Raw genomic sequence first — 17,933 nt, 5'->3', positions numbered from 1 at the left:
GGCGGAGGTGGCAGAGTGTGACGGGTGAACAGCCTCGCCCTCATTATTGGCACCTAGCGCGCCGGCAGCCCCCTCGCCGAGCGCGCAGACCTCCCGCATCCGCGGGGGGTCTTTTTGTTGGTCCGGACCCGCCGCGAACCGCCGCCCAACCGGCTCGAAAGGAACCTCCCATGACCTACCAGGTGTACGACACGACGCTGCGCGACGGGGGACAGCGCGAGGGAATCAGCTACTCCGTCGCCGACAAGCTCGCCATCGCCCGCCTGCTCGACGAGTTCGGCGTCGGCTTCATCGAGGGCGGCTGGCCCGGGGCCATGCCCAAGGACACCGAGTTCTTCCGCCGCGCCCGCACCGAACTCGACCTGAAACACGCCGTCCTGGTCGCCTTCGGCGCCACCCGCAAGGCCGGCGTCGCCGTCGGGGACGACCCCCAGGTACGCGCCCTGCTCGACGCGCAGACCCCGGCGGTCTGCCTGGTCGCCAAGTCAGACATCCGGCACGTCGAACGGGCCCTGCGCACCACCGGGGCGGAAAACCTCGACATGGTCCGCGACACCGTCGCCTGGTTCGTCGCGCAGGGCCGCCGGGTCTTCCTCGACTGCGAACACTTCTTCGACGGCTACCGCCACGACCCGGCGTACGCCGGCTCGGTCGTCGCCACCGCGCTGGCGGCCGGCGCCGAACGGGTGGTCCTGTGCGACACCAACGGCGGCATGCTGCCGTCGCAGGTGACCCGGGTGATCGGCGAACTGGTCGACCGGCTCGGGGTACCCGCCGAACGGTTCGGCATCCACTGCCAGAACGACACCGCCTGCGCCGTCGCCAACACCGTCGCCGCCGTCGAGGCCGGCGTCACCCACTTCCAGGGCACCGCCAACGGATACGGCGAGCGCCCCGGCAACGCCGACCTGTTCGCCGTCGTCGGCAACCTGCAACTCAAGCTCGGGCTGCCCGTCCTACCGGACGGCTGCCTGGAACAGATGGTGCGCGTCTCGCACGCCATCGCCGAGATCGCCAACATCGCCCCCGACACCCACCAGGCTTACGTCGGGGCCGCCGCCTTCGCCCACAAGGCCGGGCTGCACGCGAGCGCGATCAAGGTGGATCCGCTGCTCTACAACCACGTGGACCCGGCGGTGGTCGGGAACGACATGCGGATCCTGGTGACGGAGATGGCCGGCCGGGCCAGCATCGAGCTGAAGAGCCGCGAGCTCGGGCTCGACCTGGCCGGCCATCCCGAAGCCGTCTCCCGGGTCACCAACCGGGTCAAGGACATGGAGGCCGGCGGCTGGTCGTTCGAGGCCGCCGACGCGTCGTTCGAACTGCTGGTCCGCTCCGAACTCCCCGGCGCCGAGGTGGTCCGGCCGTTCACCTTGGAGTCCTACCGGGTCATCGTCGAGCACCGCGAGGACGGCGCCGTCGTCTCCGAGGCGACCGTCAAGGTCCGGGTACGCGGCGAACGCGTCATCGCCACCGCCGAGGGCAACGGCCCGGTCAACGCCCTCGACGAAGCGCTGCGGCTGGCCCTGCTGCGCCACTACCCGCAGCTCAAGGGCTTCGAACTCGCCGACTACAAGGTCCGCATCCTGGAGGGCACGCACGGCACCGGCGCGATCACCCGGGTGCTGGTCGAGACCGCCGACGACGGCGGTCGGGACTGGACCACGGTCGGCGTGCACGAGAACGTGGTCGAGGCGAGCTGGTGGGCGCTGGTCGACGCGCTGACGTACGGGCTGGCCCGGACCCCGGCGGCCTGACGCCCACGGCCCTGCCGGTCGGACGGGCGTTATCCGGCCGGCAGGGCCAGCTCGGCCAGCACCGCCCGGTGGTCGCTGCCGGCCACCGGGTGCACGGCGACCGCGCGCACCCCGATCCGCCGGTCGACCAGCACGTGGTCGATGGCCACCGGCGGGATCGGGTCGCCGTCGTACGGGCCCCAGGTGCCGAGCAGCCCGGCACCCCGGGCGGCGGCCGCGTCGACGTACCCGGTGTCGATCAGGTCCCGCAGCGGGGCGTGGTCGAGGGTGGCGTTGAAGTCGCCGGCCAGCACCCGCAGCGGCCCGTCCGGGGTGGCCACCGGCTGCGCCGCCAGGTCGGTGCGCCAGTCGTCGATCACCGACAGGGCGTACGGCGCCGCCGGGTGCACCGACTCGGCCACCACCGCCGGCCCGCCCGGCACCAGGACCGTGCCGTACGCCTGGCTGAAGCCGCCGTCGTTCCACCGGATCCCGGTGTCGGTCAACGGGAACCGGGAGTAGAGCGCGGAACCCTGCGTGCCGACCATCGGGTTGGTCACCCGGTGCGGCAGCACGTCGGCGACCCCCAGCGCGTCGAGGGCGGCCTGCGTTTCCGGGCTGAACTCCTGCACCGCCAGCACGTCCACCCGCTCCGCCCGCACCAGCGCGAGCACCGCCGCCGGATCGCCCGCCCCGGCGAGCACGTTGCTGGTCAGCACCCTGAGGACCGGACCGTCCGGCACCGGTCCACGGTCCGGCACGACCCGCGGCACGACCACGCCCAGCAGCACCAGCGCGGCGACCGCCGCCACGCCGGCGGCCCACCACCGGCGCAGCGCGAGCGCCAGGACCACCGGCAGCACGCTCCACGCGGCCACGTACGGGGTGAAGGCGAGCAGTTGCACCAGCGGCCCCCGCTCCAGCCCGAAGAGCCGGACGACGGCCCAGAGCAGCCCGGGTACGGCGACCAGCCAGCACAGCACCGCCAGCGCCCGGGCGCCCCGGCGGGCCGGCCGCGCCGACACCCGTTCGACGCCCGCCCGGCCCACATCCACGCTCACCCGGCGAACGGTAGCCGACCCCGCCATCCGCCCGGCCGGGAAACCGTCCCGCTTCCTTCGGCCCGCTTTCGGTCCCTCCTGGTGACATGTGGCAGACGGGCGCACCGGCCTGCCGGCCGGGGGCGCCACACGCGCGACGGAGGGGAACCGACACGATGCGGATCAAGACCATCGCCGGGCTGGCGTTCGCCGGGGCGGCCGCCGCGGCCGGGACCTTCGGCGGCATCGCCCACGCCGCCGACCAGTGGCACCCGGAACCCGTGCTGCAGATCGTGACCGACGCGCCCGAGCCGGGCGCCGGGCGCGACTGCCCCGGGAAGGCCACCGACACCCCGGCGGCCGACCTGTGAGCGCCGCCGACGCGACCGGCGAGATCCCGGTCGCCACCATCGACCGGGCCAAGACCGACGGCCGTACGGCCACCGAACTCGAACAGACCCTCTTCGAGGTCAAGCGGGTCATCGTCGGGCAGGACCGGCTGGTCGAGCGGCTGCTCACCGCGCTGCTCGCCGAGGGGCACTGCCTGCTGGAGGGCGTACCCGGGGTGGCCAAGACGCTGGCCGCGCAGACCCTGGCCACCGCGGTCGGCGGCACCTTCTCCCGGGTCCAGTTCACCCCCGACCTGGTGCCGTCCGACATCGTCGGCACCCGCATCTACCGGGCGTCCAAAGAGGACTTCGATGTCGAGCTGGGCCCCGTCATGGCCAACCTCGTCCTCGCCGACGAGATCAACCGGGCCCCGGCGAAGGTACAGTCGGCGCTGCTGGAGGCGATGGCCGAACGCCAGGTCTCCATCGGCGGCCGCAGCTATCCGGTGCCCGACCCGTTCCTCGTCCTGGCCACCCAGAACCCGATCGAGTCCGAGGGCGTCTACCAGCTCCCGGAGGCGCAGCGGGACCGGTTCCTGATGAAGGTCGTCGTCGGCTACCCGAGCGACGAGGAGGAACTCGGCATCCTCTACCGGATGGGCACCGCCCGCCCGGCGTCGCGCCGGGTCCTCGACACCGACCGGCTGCGCACCCTCCAGGAGGCGGCCCGTGGTGTGTTCGTGCACCACGCGCTGGCCGAGTACGTCGTACGGCTGGTGCTCGCCACCCGCGACCCGGCCCGGTTCGGCCTGCCGGAGGTGGTGCCACTGCTGGCGTACGGGGCGAGTCCCCGGGCCACCCTCGGGCTGGTCGCCGCCGCGCGCGGCCTGGCCCTGCTGCGGGGCCGCGACTACGTGCTGCCGGAGGACGTCAAGGAACTGGCCGTCGACGTCGTCGCGCACCGGCTGGTGCTCTCCTTCGACGCGGTCGCCGACGGCGTCGCCGCCGAGTCGATCGTGCGCCGCGTCGTCGAGGTCGTCCCGCCGCCCCGGATCGCCCCGGCCCAGGACGTCCGCCGCGTCGGTATGCCGGCGGCGGCATGATGCCCGGGACGGCCGGCCGCGGCCCGGCGGGGACCCGCGGCGGTGGCGCGGCGGGCGGCGACGGCCCGGCGACCATCCACGAGCTGGCTCCCGAACGGCGGCTGCGCCGGCTCGAACTGACCATCACCCGGCGGCTCGACGGGCTGCTGCACGGCCAGTACCTCGGCCTGCTGCCCGGCTCCGGCAGCGAACTCGCCGGCAGCCGCGAGTACCGGCCCGGCGAGGACGAGGTGCGCCGGATGGACTGGGCGGTCACCGCCCGTACGGCCGTGCCGCACGTCAGGCAGGTCGACGCCGACCGCGAACTGTCCACCTGGCTGCTCGTCGACGGCACCCCGAGCATGGACTTCGGAACCGCCGACCTGGAGAAACGCGAACTCGCGGTGGCCGCCGTCGCGGCGGTCGGCTTCCTCACGGCCGGGATCGGCAACCGGCTCGGCGCACACGTGGTGACCCAGGAGGCCGTACGCCGGTTCCCGGCCCGCGGCGGCCGCAACCACCTGCTCGCCGTACTGCGGTTGCTGCTCGCCGCCCCGCGGCTCGACGGGGCCGGGCCGGCCCCGGCGCTGGCCGCCGCGATCGACGGCCTGCACCGGTCCACCGCCCGGCGCGGGCTGATGGTCGTCGTCTCCGACTTCCTCGACGGCCTGCCCGACGACGACATCGGTGAACCGGCGTGGGAGACACCGCTGCGCCGGCTCGACGCCCGGCACCAGGTGCTCGCCGTCGAGATCACCGACCCGCGCGAACTCGAACTGCCCGACGTCGGGCTGATCACCCTGGTCGACCCGGAGAGCGGACAGCGGCGCGAGGTGTCGACCGGCGACCGCCGGCTGCGCGAGCGGTACGCGGCCGCCGCGACCCGGCAGCGCCAGCTCGTCCGCCGGGCACTGCGCCGCAGCGGCGCGACCCACCTGGCGCTGCGCACCGACCGGGACTGGGTCGCCGACCTCGTACGGCACGTGCAGGCACAGCGCCGCCTCGCCGGCACCCCGCGCGGCCGTACGCCCGGCTCTGATCCCGGCGGTGCGGCATGAGAGGGGGATCGAGATGAACTGGCAGTCACCCGAGCGGCTCTGGCTGCTGCTCGGCGTGCTCGCCCTGGCCTGCGGGTACGTCCTCATGCAGCGCCGCCGCAGCCGCTACGCCGTGCGGTTCACCAACCTGCGGCTGCTGGACCGGGTCGCCCCGAAACAGCCCGCCTGGCGCCGGCACGTGCCGGCCAGCCTCTTCCTGGCCATGCTGGCCCTGCTCGTCGTCGGCTTCGCCCGCCCGATGGACGACGTACAGGTGCCGCGCGAACGCACCACCGTCGTCATCGCCGTCGACGTCTCCACGTCGATGCTCGCCACCGACGTCAGCCCGGACCGTCTCGCCGCCGCCAAGTCGGCCGCGCTCAGCTTCGTCGAGGGACTGCCCGACCAGTTCAACGTCGGACTGGTCGCCTTCGCCGGGAACGCGTCCGTCTTCGTCGCACCCGGCACCGACCGGGAGGCGATCGCCGGCGGCATCGACCGGCTCGCCGAGGGCAGCACCGGCATCCAGGGCACCGCCATCGGGGAGGCGATCAACACCTCGCTGGAGGCCATCCGCTCGCTGGACGCCAAGGCCGCCGACGACCCGCCGCCGGCCCGGATCGTGCTGCTCTCCGACGGCGCCAACACCTCCGGCCGGGAACCGGACGAGGCGGCGACCGACGCCGTCGCGGCCGGCGTACCGGTCGACGCCATCTCGTTCGGCACCGACTCCGGCTACATCAGCCAGGGCACCGGCCGGCCGATGCGGGTACCGGTCGACGGCCAGAGCCTGCGTGACGTCGCCGAACAGACCGGCGGCGGCTACTACGAGGCCGGCAGCAGCGAGGAACTGCGCGCCGTCTACGCCGACATCGGCAGCTCGGTCGGCTACGAGGTCGAACGCCAGGACGTCTCCGCCCGGTTCATCGGGTTCGGGCTGCTGCTCGCGCTCGCCGCCGGGGCCGGCTCGATGCTGTGGTTCTCCCGGCTGCCCTGACCCGACCCGGCCGGTCCGCCCGGCCGCCCTGACCCGACCCGGCCGGTCCGCCCGGCTGCCCTGACCCGACCCGGCCGGTCCGCCCGGCTGCCCTGACCCGGCCCGGCCGCCGGACAGAACCCGCCCCGCCGCCCCCACGGCATCCCACGAAGGAGGGGATCGATGAGCACACCAACCGGGCTCGGCGAGCCGCGTGGTCCGTGGTTCGTCTCGCCCCGGATCGACCCGTACGGGCCGCCCCGCGTCGACGTACCGGAGGAACAGCCGGCGGTGGCGCGGGCCGCGCGGTGGCGGCGGACCCTGCTCGCCGGCCTGGCCGTGGTCGCCCTGTCGACGGTCTCCGGCGCGCTCGCCGGCGGCTACGTCGCCAGCGGCGGCGACCCGCCCCGGCCCGGGGCCAGCGTCGCCGCCCAGCCGAGCCCGACGCCGGCGGTCGCCAACGTGCCACCGGACCTGGTCGCGGCCGCCGCGACCGCGCTGCCCGGCGTCGTCTCGGTGCAGGTACGCGGCAACGGCGGCACCGCCGGCGGATCCGGGTTCGCGATCGACGACAAGCAGCACATCATCACCAACGACCACATCCTCGACGCCGGCAGCGGTGACGACGTCATCGTCGTCGCACCGGACGGGCGGACGTTCCCCGCCGAGGTCGTCGGCCGCGACCCGGGCAGCGACATCGCCGTCCTGCGCGTCGACCCGGCCGCGAACCTGACCCCGCTCGCCATCGCCGCGCCCGGCACCACCAGCGTCGGCGAACCGGTCCTGGCCGTCGGGTCACCGCTCGGTCTGTCCGGAACCGTCACGGCCGGCATCGTCAGCGCGTTGGACCGCGAGGTGAGGCTCGGCACCGGCGGGCGGCAGAAGGCGGTCCAGACCGACGCGTCGATCAACCCGGGCAACTCCGGCGGCCCGCTGGTCAACGCGCGGGGCGAGGTCGTCGGGGTGAACACGGCGATCGCCACCCTGGAGGGCGGCGGCTCGATCGGAATCGGCTTCGCGATCCCGATCGAACGGGCCCAACAGTCGGCGGACGGCATCATCGGTCGGGGCGGCTAGTTTCGGAAGGTCCCCGGGTCCGCCGCCGTGCGGCGGCGGACCGGGTGGTGCGACGGCCCGGGAGCGGGGCGGTGCGGAAGGCGAGGGTTGCGCGGATGCGCCTGCTGGTGGTGGAAGACGAGGAAGACCTGGCGGAGGCGGTCCGCCTGCGGCTGGTACGCGCCGGCTACGCGGTCGACGTGGCCGGCGCGGCCGCCGGCGCCCGGGACCGGCTGGCCGTCAACGCGTACGACCTGATGCTGCTCGACCTGAACCTGCCCGACGACAACGGCTTCGACCTCTGCCGCGAGATCCGCTCCGGCGCCATCGAGGTGCAGGGCGGTGCCGACCTGCGGGTGCTGATGCTCACCGCCCGCGGTGGCCTCGACGACCGGGTCCGCGGCCTCGACGAGGGCGCCGACGACTATCTCGTCAAACCGTTCGCGCTGGCCGAACTCCTGGCCCGGGTACGCGCCCTGCTGCGCCGGGACACCGGCGGCACCACCGCCGTCGTGCAGGTCGGGGCCCTGCGGCTCGACGCGGCCCGGCACGCGGCCAGCCTCGACGGCGACGCCCTGCACCTGACCCGGAAGGAGTTCGGCGTGCTCGAGTATCTGATGACCCGGCCCGGCCACGTCGTCTCCGCCGAGGAACTCCTCGAACACGTCTGGGACGAGAACGCCGACCCGTTCACCCAGACCGTACGGGTCACCGTCGGCACCCTGCGCCGCAAGCTCGGCCCGACCCAGCTCATCGAGACCGTGGTCGGGCGTGGCTACCGCCTCAAGGAGGCGATGTGAGGACCCCGCGCCTGTTCCAGTCGATCCGGTTCCGGCTGACGCTGCTCTACTCGACGCTGCTGTTCGCGCTCGCCGCCACCGCGCTCGGTGTCACGTACGTCGCCGTCGAACGCACCACCGACCCGAAGCCGATCACGGCCCAGCAGGCCCGCATCGTCAAGGAGAAGTCCGACGGCCGGGTCATCCCGGTCGGCACCGTCGATGTCGCCGACGTCGACGAGATCGAGTCGGCGGTCAACTTCAACACCTTGAAGACCATGCGCAACTACTCGGCGATCGCGCTCGGCGGGCTGTTCGTCGCCAGCCTCGGCATCGGCTGGGTGCTGTCCGGCCGGGCCCTGCGCCCGGTCGGCGCCATCGCCCGTACCGCCCGCGAGATCCAGGCCACCGACCTGTCCCGGCGTATCCGGCTCGACGGCGCCCGCGACGAGCTGCGCGAACTCGCCGACACCATCGACTCGATGCTCGACCGCCTCGACGACGCCTTCCGCGCCCAACGCCAGCTGATCGACGACGCCTCCCACGAACTGCGTAGCCCGCTCGCCATCATCCGGGCCAACCTCGACGCCTCCCTGATCGACGCCGCCGAGGCGACCGGCCCCGAACGTGACCGCGCCATCGCCGTCATCGACCGGGCCACCGACCGGATGTCCCGGCTGGTCGAGGATCTGCTCGCCACCGCCCGCCGGGACGCCACCGGCCTCGCCGACACCGACGTCGACCTCGGCGCCGTCGCCCGGGAGTCCGCCGACGAGTTCGCCGCCGTCGCCGCCGAACGCCGGATCGACCTGCGGTACGCCGTACGCGACGGCCTCGACCTCATCGGCGACCACGACGCGCTGCGCCGCGCCACGGGAAACCTGCTCTCCAACGCCGTACGGCTCTCCCCGGCCGGTGGCGCGGTCACCGTCACCACCGGACGGACGGGCGGCTGGCTGTGGCTCGCCGTCACCGACGAGGGGCCGGGGATCGCCGACGCCGACCAGCCCCGCGTCTTCGACCGGTTCTGGCGCGGCGAGAGCGGCCCGTCGGGTTCCCGGGAGCGGCGTACCGGGCTGGGGCTGGCGATCGTGCGGCAGATCGCCGAGTCGCACGGCGGGCAGGTCGCGGTCTTCTCCACGCTGGGCCGCGGGAGCACGTTCCTGCTGTGGCTGCCGGCCGCGGACCGCGCGGACGAGCTGCCACCGCCGGCGTCGTCACCGCTGGACGGGACGCGGGGTCCCCGCCCGGACGCCGTGATCGACCTCGGCCGCATCCCCGCCCAACCCTCCGGCTGACCGTCTTCTCGCGCGTCGATCGAGGAGCAACCGTGGGGAATCCCGCCCGCTTCGGGACGATGATCCCCTTGATCAGCGCGGCGGTCGGGCGCGCGGTTAATCACTGGCGGGGTAGGGCATGCTCGGAGCATGGCCGACGAACTGAGGATCAACGACCGGCTCACCATCCCCGGTGGTGAGCTGCGCGAGCGTTTCTCTCGGTCGTCCGGTCCGGGCGGCCAGGGGGTGAACACCACCGACTCGCGCGTCGAGCTCTCCTTCGACGTCGGCTCCTCGCCGACCCTGCCCGACTGGATGCGGGAACGGGCCCTCGACCGGTTGTCCGGCCGGCTCGTCGACGGCGTACTGACCATCACCGCCCGCGAGCACCGCGCCCAGCTCGCCAACCGGGAGGCGGCCCGGGCCCGGCTGGCCGCCCTGCTCGCCGACGCCGTCGCGCCGCCCCCGCCGGCCCGCAAGCCGACCCGGCCGAGCCGGGCCGCCAAGGAACGCCGCCTGGAGGCCAAACGCCGCCAGTCCCAACTGAAGCGCGGCCGCGGGGCGGTGGGCGAGTAGCGGCTACCCGTCCGACGCGGGAAGGTGCCGCCGGCACTCCGCGACGAGACGTTCCCGCAGAGGGGCGGCGCGTTCGGCGAAGCCGCGTTGCAGTACGGCGTACTCGGAACGGCCCTCCGGGGTCTCCACTCGGACCGGCGGATGACCGAGCGCCGCCAGGTCGTACGGCGACGCCCGCATGTCGAGCGTCCGGATCTCGCGGGCCAGCTCGAAGCAGTCCGCCACCAGTTCGGCCGGCACGAGCGGCGACAGTTTGTACGCCCACTTGTAGAGGTCCATGTTGGCGTGCAGGCAGCCGGGCTGCTCGTTGGCGGCCTGCGCCGCCCGGGTCGGCTGCAACAGGTTCAGCGGCCGGGCCGGTGCGGTGAAGAACCGGAACGCGTCGAAGTGGCTGCACCGGATCCGGTTCGCCTCGACCGTGGCCGCCGTCTCCGCCGGCGACAGCCGCAGCGGCCAGGCGTTGTGGCGTATCTCGTCCTGGGTCTGGCGGTAGACCATCGCCCACTCGTGCATGCCGAAACAGCCGAGGTGCGCCGGCCGGCCGGCGGTGCGGGTGAGCAGGTCGTGGATCCAGGCGACCGACTCGCCCCGGCGCCCCCGCAGCGCCTCGGTGTCGACCGTCACCCCGTCCGGGGTGACCCGGTAGTCGCGGCCGAACCCGGCCACGTCGGCGTCGTCGAGCGCCACCCCGGCGCCGGGATGCCAGCGCCGCAACTGCGCCGGCCGGTAGGAGTAGTAGGTGAACAGGAAGTCCTCGACCGGATGCCGCACCCCGGTCCGGCGACGCTCCAGGTGCGGCGTGAGCCACCGGTCGACGCGCTCCTCGTGTGCGGCGCGCCGGGCCCGCCACACTGCCGGTGGCAGCACGGCGACGGTCGCGGCGGGAGCGGTCACCCACCCAGGGTACGGCGGGCGGATCGCCGTACCCGGCGGGCCTTTCCGGCACCGGCGGGGCGGGCCTTGCGTCCCATGGGCAGCGTGGCCGGCGGTGCCGCGCCTACGGCAGGCGGACGGTGACCCCGGCGGAGAAGACCCCGCCGCGCAATTCGATCCGGTCCGGCCGCGTCCCGCCGTCGACGGTGAACGCGAGCGGGAAGAGCAGTTTCTCGCCGGCGGGTACCGGGGTGGCGAACAGGTCCCGGCCGCCGTTGACCGCCCGGGTCGCCTCCTCGTCGACGCTGACCCAGTTGCCGTTCGGCTGGTACGCCCGCTGGAGCATGCCGTACCAGGGTTGGCTCTCGCCGCTGACGTTGCGCAGCCCGACGACCGCGAGGCACCGGCCCTTGCCGCCCGCCGGCGGCTCGCAGGTGATCCGGTAGACGGCGAACTCGAAGTACTGCTCCCGCATCGGTGCGCCGAGCTGGCCCAGCGTGGTGTCGCCGATCCAGCCCTTGCCCTCCTCCAGCGCGGCCCGGGTCGTCTCGCTGGCCCGGTTGAACCGGACCACGCCCTGCCAGGCGGCGAGCGCGCCGACGGCGGTCACCAGCGCGGCCGACAGCAGCACGAGTGTCCACACCGGAGGGCCGTACCGCCAGGTGTAGCGGGGCATCTCGCGGCGGAACCGTTCGGCGCGGGCGAGCCGGCGGGGCTTGCTCCACCGCCGCCAGGTGAGAATCGCGGCGGCGAGCAGCACCACGCCGATCGAGGCGATCAGGGCGGGCAGCGTCATCCACCACGGTGGCGCCGCTTTCACGACGGGGAGCGGGGGTGCGGCCCAGGTCGCGGAGGCACAGTCGTACGGCTGGTCGCCCTGTGTCGGGTACGCGCAGACGGGTACGACGACCTCGCGCATGGTGCCGGCCGGGGCGAGCGACGTACTGCGCTGGAGGGTTTCGCCCGGCACGAGCCGGACCCGCCAGGTGACCTCGTCACGTGCGGAGTAGCCGCCGTCGCTCACCGCGGCGACGGCGGTGCCCGCCGGCACACCCTGCCGTACGACCACGTCGAGCGGCTCCGGGCTCTCGTTGTGTACCTCGGCGCGGTAGTACGGGGCGGAGCCGCCGCTGCTGGAGACCTTGACGGTGACGGCGTGGGCGCCGGTCCGCGCCGCGCTGGTCGGTGTCTGGGTGGAGCCGGCCGCGACGGCTGTGGCCGGGATGGCGACGGACGCCAGGACGGTCAGCGCGGCCAGGCGGAGCGAGGATCGGGTCATCTCGGTTCGGGACCTCCCGCACCGACGCTAGGCCGGACGTCGGTGCGTTATGCGAGAAAGGTCTGTTCCGGAAACCGCCCGGGGCCCCGCTGGTACGCTCCGCCGCCCAGGCCACCGGCCCGGCGGACTAGATTGGGCAGGTGCGAATCGCTCGTTTTGCCCATGCCAGTGGAATGTCGTTCGGGGTCGTCGAAGGCGAGGCCGGAGCCGGCCCGGAAGGGCTGACCGTCGCCGAGATCGAGGGACACCCGTTCGGCCGGATCACGTTCACCAACCAGCGGTGGGCGCTCGCCGACGTACGCCTGCTCTCGCCGATCCTGCCCAGCAAGGTCGTGTGTGTCGGGCGCAACTACGCCGACCACGCCGCCGAGCACGGCGCGGAGGTCCCGGCCGAGCCGCTGCTCTTCCTCAAGCCGTCGACGTCGGTGATCGGCCCCGGCGACGCGATCCGGCTGCCGGTCCAGTCGAAGCAGGTCGAGCACGAAGCCGAACTCGGCGTCGTCATCGGCCCGCCGGGCGCCCGTCGCGCCGACCGGGCCGCGGCCGAGAAGGCCATCTTCGGGTACGTCGGCGCGAACGACGTCACCGCGCGGGACCTGCAACGCTCCGACGGCCAGTGGACGCGGGCCAAGGGGTTCGACTCGTTCTGCCCGCTCGGGCCGTGGATCGTCACCGGCCTCGACGTCAGCGACCTCGAGGTCCGCTGCGAGGTGGGGCGCAAGCCCGAGGAGATGGAGGTACGCCAGCTCGGCCGGACCAAGGACATGGTCTTCGACGTGCCGGCCCTGGTGTCGTACATCTCGCACGTGATGACGCTGCTGCCCGGCGACGTGGTGCTGACCGGCACCCCGGCCGGGGTGAGTCCCGTCACGGCCGGCGACACCGTGGTCGTCCGGATCGAAGGGCTGGGCGAGCTGGCCAACCCCGTCGTCGCGCTCGACTGAGTCGGGCCCGTGCCCCTGCCGGCGCGGTGCGCCGGCGCAGGCCACGGTGGTTTGGGGGCCGGTGGGGGGATCGGATTTGGCACCCTCCACCGGGTCCGGTAAAGTTCACCCCCGGTGCCGCAAGCAGCAGGACCACGAGTTGCATCAGTCGCGTTGCATCAAGTCACACCGACTTGAGTAACAGCGCAACAAGTGGGAACGCTGTGAGCAGGAAGGCCATAGGCACCAATGGGGTATGGGGTAATTGGCAGCCCAACTGATTCTGGTTCAGTTAGTCTAGGTTCGAGTCCTGGTACCCCAGCAACCGATGTCCGAATAGGGCGCCGGCGCTGGCCTCTGATAGAGTTCAGCACCGTTGGACCGCAAGGGAAAACGGCAAAAAGTGAAGAAAGTCCTGGCCCCGTCGTCTAGCGGCCTAGGACGCCGCCCTCTCAAGGCGGTAGCGCGGGTTCGAATCCCGTCGGGGCTACAGTCGACAGTCCGTGCCACTCCGGTGGCACGGACTTTTCGGTTTCTCTGGACTCCCTCGCGTCCCCCTCATACCCCCTTCACCCCCGTTGATCCGCGTGATCAGGGATTAAGTCGCGTGTGTCGCCGGTGTGTCGGGTGTCGTACTCCCTGATCACCGGGATCAAGGAAGGCTGAGCTGGCGGGGCGTCCGCGCCCCGAGGTGCTGCCGAGGGCCGGCTGGTCCGGTGGCGGCTGGGCTGGACCGCTCCTGTGGGCCGAGGCGGGCCGGCGGCCCAGCGGTCCGGCGGGCCGGGGTCAGCGGTTCGGCGGGCGGTCTGGCGGTCCGGCGGCCCAGCAGCCCGGCGGGCCAGCCGGTCGGCGGGCCGGTGGCCGAGGTGGCAGGGCGGTGGTGGGTGGTGTCCTCCTTGATCCCGGTGATCAGGGAGTACGACAGGCGCCGCGCCGGCGACACGCGCGATTCAATCCCTGATCACGCGGATCAAAGAGGGGGAGTGTCAGAGGCCGCTCAGGCGTTGGCCGGCGCGGACGACCGCCATCGCGTGGCGGTCGCCGGGGCGGCGGCCGAGGCGCTCCAGCGGACCGGAGACGCTGATCGAGGCGATGACCCGGCCGGTCCGGTCGCGGATCGGGGCGGAGACGCTCGCCACACCCGCCTCGCGTTCGGCGACCGACTGGGCCCAGCCGCGGCGGCGTACCTCGGCCAGGGTGCGGCCGGTGAACTTGCAGCGGGGCAGCAGCGGCATGACCGCCTCCGGCGGCTCCCAGGCGAGCAGGATCTGGGCGGCGGAGCCGGCCGTCATCGGCAGTACGGAACCGACCGGGACGGTGTCGCGCAGCCCGCTGGCCCGCTCGGCGGCGGCGACGCAGATGCGTTCGTCGGCGCGGCGCAGGTAGAGCTGGGCGCTTTCGCCGGTGGCGTCACGTAGCGCGGCGAGCAGCGGCTCGGCGGCGGTCAGCAGCACGTCGGGGGCGGCGTTGGCGAGTTCGCCGAGCCGGGGGCCGGGCCGCCAGCGTCCCTGGGTGTCGCGGACCAGCATCCGATGGATCTCCAGCGCCTGCGCGAGGCGGTGCGCGGTGGCCCGCGGCAGCTTCGTACGGTCGACGAGTTCGGCCAGGCTGGCGCCGTCGACGCAGGCGGCGAGGATGACGACCGCCTTGTCGAGAACGCCGACACCGCTCATACTGTGTCCCACAAGCCGAAACATACCTCCCAGAATTTAGGATGTCCAGATGGTGGGAGTCACTCCGAAGCCAACATCGCCCAGGACCCTGGCCGAGAAGGTCTGGGACGCTCACGTGGTGCGATCCGCCGAGGGTGAGCCGGATCTGCTCTTCATTGATTTGCATCTGCTCCACGAGGTGACCAGCCCGCAGGCGTTCGACGGCCTGCGGATGGCCGGCCGCCGCGTGCGACGTACGGATCTCACGCTCGCGACCGAGGACCACAACACCCCGACCGGGTACGACGATCCGTCGTTCAACGCCCGCCGCGGTGACCTGCTGACGATCGCCGACCCGACGTCGCGTACCCAGATCGAGACGCTGCGCCGCAACTGCGCCGAGTTCGGCGTCAAGCTGCACGCGCTCGGCGACGACAACCAGGGCATCGTCCACGTCATCGGCCCGCAGCTCGGCCTGACCCAGCCCGGCCTGACGATCGTCTGTGGCGATTCGCACACCGCCACCCACGGCGCGTTCGGCGCCCTGGCGTTCGGCATCGGCACGAGTGAGGTCGAGCACGTGCTGGCGACCCAGACGCTGCCGCAGGCCCGGCCGAGGACGATGGCGGTCAACGTGGTCGGTGAACTGGCGCCCGGCGTCACGGCGAAGGACCTCGTCCTCGCCCTGATCGCCCAGGTAGGCACCGGCGGCGGCCGCGGCCACATCGTCGAGTACCGCGGCGAGGCGATCCGCGCGCTGTCCATGGAGGGCCGCATGACGATCGCCAACATGTCGATCGAGTGGGGTGCCAAGGCCGGCATGATCGCGCCGGACGAGACGACGTACGCGTACCTCAAGGGACGGCCGAACGCGCCGCAGGGCGCGGACTGGGACGCCGCGCTGGAGTACTGGCGCAGCCTGCCCACCGACGAGGGGGCGACCTTCGACACCGAGGTGACGCTCGACGCCGGCCGGATCAGCCCGTTCGTCACCTGGGGCACCAACCCGGGCCAGGGCGCCGCCCTGAACGCCGCGGTGCCGGCGCCGGAGGACTTCGACAACGACGCGGAGCGCACCGCCGCCCAGCGGGCCCTGGAATACATGGACCTGCGGCCCGGTACGCCGCTGCGCGACGTGCCGGTCGACGTGGTCTTCGTCGGCTCGTGCACCAACGGCCGGCTGGAGGACCTGCGGGCCGCCGCCGACGTGCTGCGCGGGCGCAAGGTCGCCGACAGCGTACGGATGCTGGTGGTGCCGGGTTCGGCCGCGGTGCGGGAGGCGGCCGAACACGAGGGGCTGGACAAGGTCTTCATCGACGCCGGTGCCGAGTGGCGCTTCGCCGGCTGCTCCATGTGTCTGGGCATGAACCCCGACACGCTCCGGCCCGGCGAGCGATCGGCGTCGACGTCCAACCGCAACTTCGAGGGCCGGCAGGGCCGTGGTGGGCGTACCCATCTGGTGTCGCCGCCGGTCGCCGCGGCCACCGCCGTGACCGGCCGTCTCGCCGCTCCCGCCGACCTGTGAAGGGCTGAGAAGACGATGGAAAAGTTCACCGTTCACACCGGCGGCGCGGTGCCGCTGCGGCGCTCCAATGTGGATACAGATCAGATCATCCCGGCGGTGTATCTGAAGCGGGTGACCAGAACCGGCTTCGCCGACGGTCTGTTCAGCGCATGGCGGGAGGATCCCGCATTCGTGCTCAACGATTCGAGGTATTCCGGTGCGTCGATCCTCGTCGCCGGGCCGGAGTTCGGCACCGGATCGTCGCGCGAGCACGCCGTGTGGGCGCTGCGCGACTTCGGGTTCCGGGCCGTCGTCTCGCCGCGCTTCGGCGACATCTTCCGCGGCAACGCGCTCAAGGAAGGTCTTCTGCCGGTCGAGCTGGAATTGGCTGTCGTCGAAGAATTGTGGACCCGGCTGGAGGCCGACCCGGCCACCGCGGTGACCGTCGACCTGACCGCCCGCGAGGTCCGGGTCGGCGACGCGGCCTGGTCGTTCCCGCTCGACGACTTCAGCCGGTGGCGGCTGCTGGAAGGCTTGGACGACATCGGTTTGACGCTCCGGCACGAGTCGGCGATCGGCGCCTACGAGGAGCGGCGGCTGCCCTTCCTGCCAGTGGTCGCCTAGGCCGTACGCCTGACCGCACAGCGGTTTTCGCCCCCGTCGGCCTGGCCGACGGGGGCGAATCCGTTACGACACAACGACTTTTTTCCGGCGGATGTTTGTGTACTGGTGGCAAAGGGCATACCGTGCGCGCAGAATGGCTCGCGTTGAGTCCAGAAGTACATTCGGGAGGGAAAGTCGTGAACAAGGCCGAGCTCATCGAGGCGCTTGCCGCTCGCCTGGGGGACCGGAAGACGGCGACTGCGGCGCTCGACGCGGTTCTCGCAGAGGTCCAGGCGGCGGTCACCAAGGGCGACCGCGTTGCACTGACCGGTTTCGGAGTCTTCGAAAAGCGTGTGCGGGGACCGCGAACAGCCCGCAACCCGCGCACCGGCGAAGCGGTGAAGGTCAAGAAGACGGCGGTGCCGGCGTTCCGGCCGGGCGCCGGCTTCAAGGACATGGTCGCCAGTGGCAAGGCCCCGAAGGCCGCCGCGGCACGCAAGACCGCCGCGGCCACGAAGACCACGGCGGCGAAGGCCACAACGGCGAAGGCCACGACCGCGAAGGCCGCCCCGGCCAAGACGGCCGCGGCGAAGAAGACCACCGCCGCCAAGACCGCCACCGCTGCCAAGACCGCCGCCGCGGCGAAGACCACCGCCGCGGCCAAGAAGACCACCGCAAAGGCGGCGCCGGCCAAGACGGCGGCCGCGAAGAAGACGGCGCCGGCCAAGACGGCCGCCGCCAAGAAGACCGCGACCAAGGCGGCCACCAAGGCCACCGCCACCAAGGCCGCCGCGACCAAGAAGGCCGCGCCGGCGAAGAAGTCCGCCACCGCTGCCAAGAAGGCCGCGGCGACCAAGAGCACGACCCGTACCACCGCCGCGAAGAAGGCCCCGGCCCGCAAGGCCGCGGCCCGGAGCTGACCCGGCGCGTACGGCGTAGAAGGCGCTCATCCCCGACGGGATGGGCGCCTTCTCGCGTGCCGGGGCCGGCCGCCCCGGATCGCGGCCCTTGGCCGGCGGGGATCGCGGCCCTTGATCGGTGGGGAATCGCGGCCCGTGGGTGGCGGAAAACGCGGCCCCTGATCGGTGGGGAATCGCGGCCCGTGGGCGGCGGAAAACGCGGCCCTTGATCGGTGGGGGATGGAACACGAGAATGACTCGGGTTGTCCCGCCCGTCCGAGAGGGACCGCCAACCCGAGGGGGAACCGTGCG

General features: G+C 73.0%; 18 protein-coding genes and 2 tRNA genes. 15 read left to right on the top strand and 5 right to left on the bottom strand.

The features are described 5' to 3' along the window. The first annotated feature begins 170 nt into the window (after positions 1-170). Positions 171-1,757, top strand: coding sequence for a citramalate synthase (gene cimA, locus AB0M79_RS05965; protein ID WP_364208254.1), 1,587 nt, complete (start codon positions 171-173; stop codon positions 1,755-1,757). 29 nt (positions 1,758-1,786) lie between these two features. Here cimA and AB0M79_RS05960 read toward each other — a convergent pair whose 3' ends face one another. Continuing rightward, positions 1,787-2,719 (bottom strand): endonuclease/exonuclease/phosphatase family protein, encoded by a 933-nt coding sequence (locus tag AB0M79_RS05960; protein WP_364208823.1) that lies wholly within the window; start codon positions 2,717-2,719, stop codon positions 1,787-1,789. Between the two features lie 233 nt (positions 2,720-2,952). Here AB0M79_RS05960 and AB0M79_RS05955 point away from each other — a divergent pair, with 233 nt between their 5' ends. From AB0M79_RS05955 to arfB, 8 genes are all read left to right on the top strand, one after another. Continuing rightward, positions 2,953-3,147: a hypothetical protein gene (locus AB0M79_RS05955; protein ID WP_364208251.1), complete on the top strand. Its 195-nt coding sequence runs from the start codon at positions 2,953-2,955 to the stop codon at positions 3,145-3,147. Positions 3,148-3,170: 23 nt separating this feature from the next. Further along, on the top strand, positions 3,171-4,208 hold the full coding sequence (locus tag AB0M79_RS05950) for a MoxR family ATPase (RefSeq protein ID WP_357533411.1): 1,038 nt from the start codon (positions 3,171-3,173) through the stop codon (positions 4,206-4,208). After that, positions 4,205-5,245: a DUF58 domain-containing protein gene (locus tag AB0M79_RS05945; RefSeq protein ID WP_364208248.1), complete on the top strand. Its 1,041-nt coding sequence runs from the start codon at positions 4,205-4,207 to the stop codon at positions 5,243-5,245. The genes AB0M79_RS05950 and AB0M79_RS05945 overlap by 4 nt, the downstream gene beginning before the upstream one ends. Positions 5,246-5,258: 13 nt before the next feature. After that, a complete protein-coding gene (locus AB0M79_RS05940; RefSeq protein WP_364208245.1) occupies positions 5,259-6,221 on the top strand; it encodes a VWA domain-containing protein in 963 nt (320 codons plus the stop codon). A 162-nt stretch (positions 6,222-6,383) separates the two neighbouring features. Then, positions 6,384-7,277: a trypsin-like peptidase domain-containing protein gene (locus AB0M79_RS05935; protein WP_364208242.1), complete on the top strand. Its 894-nt coding sequence runs from the start codon at positions 6,384-6,386 to the stop codon at positions 7,275-7,277. Positions 7,278-7,372: 95 nt separating this feature from the next. After that, complete coding sequence (locus tag AB0M79_RS05930; RefSeq protein ID WP_364208239.1) at positions 7,373-8,056, top strand: response regulator transcription factor; 684 nt, start codon at positions 7,373-7,375, stop codon at positions 8,054-8,056. After that, entirely contained in the window at positions 8,053-9,333 is a 1,281-nt protein-coding gene (locus AB0M79_RS05925) for a HAMP domain-containing sensor histidine kinase (RefSeq protein WP_364208236.1), read from the top strand. The genes AB0M79_RS05930 and AB0M79_RS05925 overlap by 4 nt, the downstream gene beginning before the upstream one ends. Before the next feature lie 129 nt (positions 9,334-9,462). Continuing rightward, entirely contained in the window at positions 9,463-9,888 is a 426-nt protein-coding gene (arfB, locus tag AB0M79_RS05920; protein ID WP_364208233.1) for an alternative ribosome rescue aminoacyl-tRNA hydrolase ArfB, read from the top strand. 3 nt (positions 9,889-9,891) lie between these two features. Here arfB and AB0M79_RS05915 read toward each other — a convergent pair whose 3' ends face one another. Next, positions 9,892-10,782: a 3-methyladenine DNA glycosylase gene (locus tag AB0M79_RS05915; protein WP_364208230.1), complete on the bottom strand. Its 891-nt coding sequence runs from the start codon at positions 10,780-10,782 to the stop codon at positions 9,892-9,894. Between the two features lie 103 nt (positions 10,783-10,885). Beyond that, complete coding sequence (locus AB0M79_RS05910) at positions 10,886-12,040, bottom strand: hypothetical protein (RefSeq protein WP_364208227.1); 1,155 nt, start codon at positions 12,038-12,040, stop codon at positions 10,886-10,888. Positions 12,041-12,180: 140 nt separating this feature from the next. Between AB0M79_RS05910 and AB0M79_RS05905 the strand changes: the two genes are divergently transcribed. The 3 genes from AB0M79_RS05905 (at position 12,181) to AB0M79_RS05895 (ending at position 13,453) form a co-directional block, all read left to right on the top strand. Then, positions 12,181-12,984: a fumarylacetoacetate hydrolase family protein gene (locus AB0M79_RS05905; RefSeq protein ID WP_357532677.1), complete on the top strand. Its 804-nt coding sequence runs from the start codon at positions 12,181-12,183 to the stop codon at positions 12,982-12,984. 229 nt (positions 12,985-13,213) lie between these two features. Then, positions 13,214-13,285 (top strand) — tRNA-Gln (locus AB0M79_RS05900). A gap of 95 nt (positions 13,286-13,380) precedes the next feature. Continuing rightward, positions 13,381-13,453, top strand: a tRNA-Glu gene (locus AB0M79_RS05895). A gap of 162 nt (positions 13,454-13,615) precedes the next feature. Here the strand turns inward: AB0M79_RS05895 and AB0M79_RS05890 are convergent. Next, the gene (locus AB0M79_RS05890) at positions 13,616-13,906 is read right to left on the bottom strand and encodes a hypothetical protein (protein ID WP_364208224.1); all 291 of its coding nucleotides are present in this window, start codon (positions 13,904-13,906) and stop codon (positions 13,616-13,618) included. 43 nt (positions 13,907-13,949) lie between these two features. Further along, entirely contained in the window at positions 13,950-14,636 is a 687-nt protein-coding gene (locus tag AB0M79_RS05885) for an IclR family transcriptional regulator (protein WP_344141965.1), read from the bottom strand. Positions 14,637-14,685: 49 nt separating this feature from the next. On the opposite strand from AB0M79_RS05885, the gene leuC reads away from it, so the two are divergent. From leuC to AB0M79_RS05870, 3 genes are all read left to right on the top strand, one after another. Next, a complete protein-coding gene (leuC, locus tag AB0M79_RS05880) occupies positions 14,686-16,140 on the top strand; it encodes a 3-isopropylmalate dehydratase large subunit (protein WP_364208221.1) in 1,455 nt (484 codons plus the stop codon). 15 nt (positions 16,141-16,155) lie between these two features. Further along, positions 16,156-16,743, top strand: a complete 588-nt coding sequence (gene leuD, locus AB0M79_RS05875; RefSeq protein WP_364208218.1) for a 3-isopropylmalate dehydratase small subunit — start codon at positions 16,156-16,158, stop codon at positions 16,741-16,743. Positions 16,744-16,919: 176 nt separating this feature from the next. After that, the gene (locus AB0M79_RS05870) at positions 16,920-17,642 is read left to right on the top strand and encodes an HU family DNA-binding protein (RefSeq protein WP_364208215.1); all 723 of its coding nucleotides are present in this window, start codon (positions 16,920-16,922) and stop codon (positions 17,640-17,642) included. Positions 17,643-17,933 lie beyond the last annotated feature (291 nt).

Origin of the sequence: Polymorphospora sp. NPDC051019 (genome assembly GCF_040683055.1) — a bacterium.
In the GTDB taxonomy this organism is placed as follows: Bacteria; Actinomycetota; Actinomycetes; order Mycobacteriales; family Micromonosporaceae; genus Polymorphospora; species Polymorphospora lycopeni.
The sequence above is the reverse complement of the archived record's forward strand: the minus strand, read 5'-3'. Positions and strand labels throughout refer to the sequence as shown.